Origin of the sequence: Micromonospora phytophila, assembly GCF_023656545.1 — a bacterium.
Taxonomy (GTDB): Bacteria; Actinomycetota; Actinomycetes; order Mycobacteriales; family Micromonosporaceae; genus Micromonospora; species Micromonospora phytophila.
Genome location: NZ_JAMOKF010000434.1, coordinates 1 through 3,786, shown reverse-complemented (window position 1 = coordinate 3,786; position 3,786 = coordinate 1). Strand labels below are relative to the sequence as shown.

Annotated in this window: 4 protein-coding genes; 2 read left to right on the top strand and 2 right to left on the bottom strand. The window is 64.3% G+C overall.

Annotated features, from left to right (window positions below):
- Positions 1-950: 950 nt before the first annotated feature.
- Together NCC78_RS29040 and NCC78_RS29035 are read right to left on the bottom strand one after the other, a co-directional pair.
- Positions 951-1,727, bottom strand: coding sequence for a DUF2927 domain-containing protein (locus NCC78_RS29040; protein ID WP_250798518.1), 777 nt, complete (start codon positions 1,725-1,727; stop codon positions 951-953).
- 681 nt (positions 1,728-2,408) lie between these two features.
- Positions 2,409-2,645 carry a winged helix-turn-helix domain-containing protein gene (locus NCC78_RS29035; protein ID WP_250798515.1) on the bottom strand — a complete coding sequence of 79 codons (237 nt, stop codon included), beginning with the start codon at positions 2,643-2,645 and terminating at the stop codon, positions 2,409-2,411.
- Positions 2,646-3,157: 512 nt separating this feature from the next.
- On the opposite strand from NCC78_RS29035, the gene NCC78_RS29030 reads away from it, so the two are divergent.
- Together NCC78_RS29030 and NCC78_RS29025 are read left to right on the top strand one after the other, a co-directional pair.
- Entirely contained in the window at positions 3,158-3,376 is a 219-nt protein-coding gene (locus NCC78_RS29030; protein WP_250798514.1) for a flavin reductase, read from the top strand.
- Complete coding sequence (locus tag NCC78_RS29025; protein ID WP_250798512.1) at positions 3,373-3,546, top strand: hypothetical protein; 174 nt, start codon at positions 3,373-3,375, stop codon at positions 3,544-3,546. The genes NCC78_RS29030 and NCC78_RS29025 overlap by 4 nt, the downstream gene beginning before the upstream one ends.
- The last annotated feature ends 240 nt before the right edge of the window (positions 3,547-3,786 follow it).

Below are 3,786 nucleotides of genomic sequence, written 5' to 3'. Positions count from 1 at the left end.
CAGCTCACGCTGCCCATCCGGACAGGTTCAACCACCGGCCACGCGCACCCAAACTCCCCGACCAAGCGTGGATCAACCAGCCAGCCCAACAGACACAGACCGTCTCAGTTTGACTTGACAACTACCGGCGGCCCGCTCCCCAATAGGGCGGGTCGATGGCAGACGGGATGGCAGGTCGCGGTGGTGCCGGTAAACTGCCGTCACGGTATCGATGGGTCAGGTGGCACCCTGTTGCGATGACATGTGATATCTGCGGCCACCAGATGGAGGCCGACCACCCGTACGAAGTCTCTGGGAAGCGACACGTGTGGTGGGTCTGCATGTGGTGCTATGCCACCGCTGTCGAGGTGGAAGGGGAACCCTTGGGACGCCCCTGTTATATGCCTGTTGATCGGCGTTGGACTCTGGCCACAGACGCAGCGGGTCATACCCATGCCACGGTCAACAGTTCCGTGTGCCTCTGTGGTCTCGCCTTCGATGGCATGGAGGGATCGGGCTACTCGTGGAGCCCAGATCTCTCGGAAGCTTGTGCCTCCTGCGCGGAACGGGCCGATGCGGTTGACCGCCGCTGGCCAAGCGACAAACGTGGCCGCCGGTGGCGAGACGACGGCTGAAGGGCGTGGTGGGTGACCAACTGGGTGACGACGGGTACGAGCGGCGGCGGACAACTACGGACGCCGGCGGAAGCTTGTCGCTGCTAGAAGCCCATCACGTCCCAGGTCAGCGGGCCGTGTTGGTTGCCTGGGGGTCAAGGGTTCTGGTTCCAGATCCCACCGTCCTGACCGGATGTGACTAACCGTCTCAGGACGCTTGCCCGAGGTGTCGAGTGGGCCATGTTGCCTTCTTATCGCGGTCAAGTGCACCAGCCGGTACCGCACCTGGACCGTTAGGCGAGTCTAGGGACGACCGGACGTTCTGCTCGACCGCTAGACCATAGACGACGATGATGATCACGGTAACACCTGAACCGCACTCGTCACCTGAACCTGGTCGTAGCCGGCCCCGATCGCATCACTGTAGAGCAGCGAGATGATCTGCTCGTCCAGTTTCGAGTATCGGGTGGTAGTTGAGTGCCGGCCATAAAAGATACTGTCCGGATACTGATTCGATTCGCGCATCAGCCCGGTACTCCGGGTGAGTGCCTTGCGGATGTGGTCACAGCGAAGTGTGTCGGAAATGCCTGTTGTCCGAACGAGGACGGTCGCGCTGCTGATCCGGTGTTCGCCGTTAAACCAAGCGTAGAAGAATCCATCATTGCCGGGAACGTATTTGGGACTGAGGGATGGGAAGCGGGCGACCGGTGCGAAGTGGATGGTGACGTCGGCCGCGGAGTCCCGGGTGAGCTTCAGGTCGGTGGTCGCGGTTAGGGCGTTGAAGTCGGAGATCACCTTCCTCAGGCACTTCTGGCTCGCCGAACTCACCGTGCCGTCCGTGCGCACGGTGACGACCGGCTTCGTCCATTTGACTACGATGCGGTCTCCGCCGTACTCGGCGCCCAAGGCAATCTTGAAGAAGTAGTTCAGTGCCTTCTTGCTGACTCGCGGCCGTGCTGGGGTGGGAGAGGGCTCGACTGACGGTGATGCTGCCGCTGAAGCGGCCGTGGCGACCGACAAGGATGGCTGCGAGGGAGCCTTAGCTGTGCTACATCCTCCGGCCATGAGCACGCCAGCGATCACTACGACGACCCAGGGAGTTCCGCCATGGATCTGGCTGGGGGTGCGAGTCATCCGCCCAGGGTAGGTGTTGCGGCGTGGGAAGCCAAGATCACTGCCGGCGGGGGTTAGTCAGGCTTGTCGGGCTCGGTCGCCCCCAAGTGATCCTGCCGGCAGATGGGGCATTAAACGGGCCATAACCCGATATCGCCAGTAGTGCTTACCTGCCACCAACCTTGACTTCCTGCGACGCGGTCGTGCGCGACGGGCAGCAGCTGCCGACAGCAACGGTGACAGACATCCCATGAGCGCTGCGGTCAAGCAGTGGCTGGTTGATCGTGCCGTTGGCGGTGCTGCCAGGCGGTGGTCTCGTCGTAGGTGGTGCCGGTCTTGAGGCAGCAGGTCAGCCGATGCCACTAGGTCCGGAATAGGCGCGGAATGATCGAGGGTGTGCTGGGCTCCCAGCGTGCTATTTCGGCGGGTAAACCAGCCGGGCCACGCCCAGGCGCTAGCCCCTTCCTAAACCGTGTGTCTTGAAGCTGGCGACAGCAACGCTGATAGCAACGAGCCCGGACCATGACAGTCGACGACGGCGGTGCACGGACGAACGTCCGAGGTCGCGGATGGGCGTAGACGCCGCTGGACGGACCGCGCAGTTCTTACAAGCGAGGAGTCACGGCCACGACGAGGGCGGGGTGCTCGGCCGGTTCGGCGGCGCGGCGAGTGCCGACGGGTCCGCGCGCTAGGTCAGCTAGGTCAGCTCTCGGGCTGCCGGGGGAGTGGGTTCGCAACGTAGACACCCTTGCCCTGCCGGCCGTCGATCAGCCCTTCGGCTTTGAGGACAAGCATGGCGGCGCGGATGACGGTGTTGCTGACCTCGTAGTGCTCGCACAGAGCGGCGAAGGACGGCAGCTTGTCTCCCGGCTTTAGTTGGCCGGCACTGACTTGTTCGCGGATGTCTCGGGCGACCTGTAGGTATGCGGCTTCAGACATAGGTGGTGCTCCCAGCTTGGCGGCTGGAGCAAGCAGATCACGTCGGGGCCTCGACTTGCAACGCTATGTGCTCCAGCTGTTGACCCTGCGCACATTGCGTCTTAAGTTGCTCGTGGGGCTACCCAGCTTGGCGGCCGGGGATCCCCGCCGTGGGTGCCCCGTCTCCGAAACGGCTGGCCGGGGTGCCCGCGGCTCCCCAGAGCGTCGGCGGGAGGCGTGGTGACCGGACCGAACGATGCAACTGCTCAGCCCACAGGTGAGAACCGTGCTTTCTGGAACGCTGGCCATCGTCGGCCACCGGCTTGCGACGCGGAGTCGGCAGGCAATCGGCAGCGCGTCTCCTACGACGAGTACGTCCTAGCGGTCGCGCTGACCCTCGCGCGACGTCACAGGCCCGTCTGGTCTTGGCGTCACTGGCGGAGGATTTGCCGCTGCGGCGCGAACCTGCCGTGCCGAAGCCGTCATCTCATCCCGATCAACCGTGGTCACTGGCCGAGCCAGGACGGCCCGAGATGACGACTCACCACCCAATTGCAGCGGCCTGGACGTGCGGCGGCTGCGGCGCCGAATGGCCCTGCCAGACCCGCCGCCGGGAGTTGCTCGCCGAGTACCACCGCGCCCCGGTGTCGCTCGCCCTCTACCTGGCCGCCCAACTCGTCGACGCGACCCAGGACTTGGCCCACGTCCCCGCCGGCCATCTGCACCGCCGGTTCCTCGGCTGGACCCGATGAGCATCCTGCGGCCCGGCGACGAGAAGTTCCACTACAGCGACGGCTCCCACAAGTGGATCCCACCCGACCCGGACTACGACCAGGAGGTCTGGGACGAGCAGGTCCGCCAGCACAAGCAAGGCCACCTCAGGAACGAGCAGCCCAAGGTCCGCATCCAGCGCCTCGCCTGACGCCAGCAGTACAGCAGCGAAGTACAGCAACCGTGCCAGCCGAACCGGACCGAGACGAGCCTCAGCAGGCCACTTGACCTCGAACGACACCCGGCCCGACCGGCTCGCCGAGAGTTCACACCGAAGAGGTCACTGGTTCGATCCCAGTATCGCCCACGCAGGTCAAAGGCCACTTCCCGGAAACGGGAGGTGGCCTTTCTGCTGTCGTACAGCAGTTAAGTACAGCAGCGGTGCTCAATG

Coding starts and splice junctions, on each gene's coding strand:
- NCC78_RS29040 (WP_250798518.1), bottom strand. CDS start 1,727: ATGACTCGCACCCCCAGCCAGATCCATGGCGGAACTCCCTGGGTCGTC.
- NCC78_RS29030 (WP_250798514.1), top strand. CDS start 3,158: ATGACGACTCACCACCCAATTGCAGCGGCCTGGACGTGCGGCGGCTGC.
- NCC78_RS29025 (WP_250798512.1), top strand. CDS start 3,373: ATGAGCATCCTGCGGCCCGGCGACGAGAAGTTCCACTACAGCGACGGC.
- NCC78_RS29035 (WP_250798515.1), bottom strand. CDS start 2,645: ATGTCTGAAGCCGCATACCTACAGGTCGCCCGAGACATCCGCGAACAA.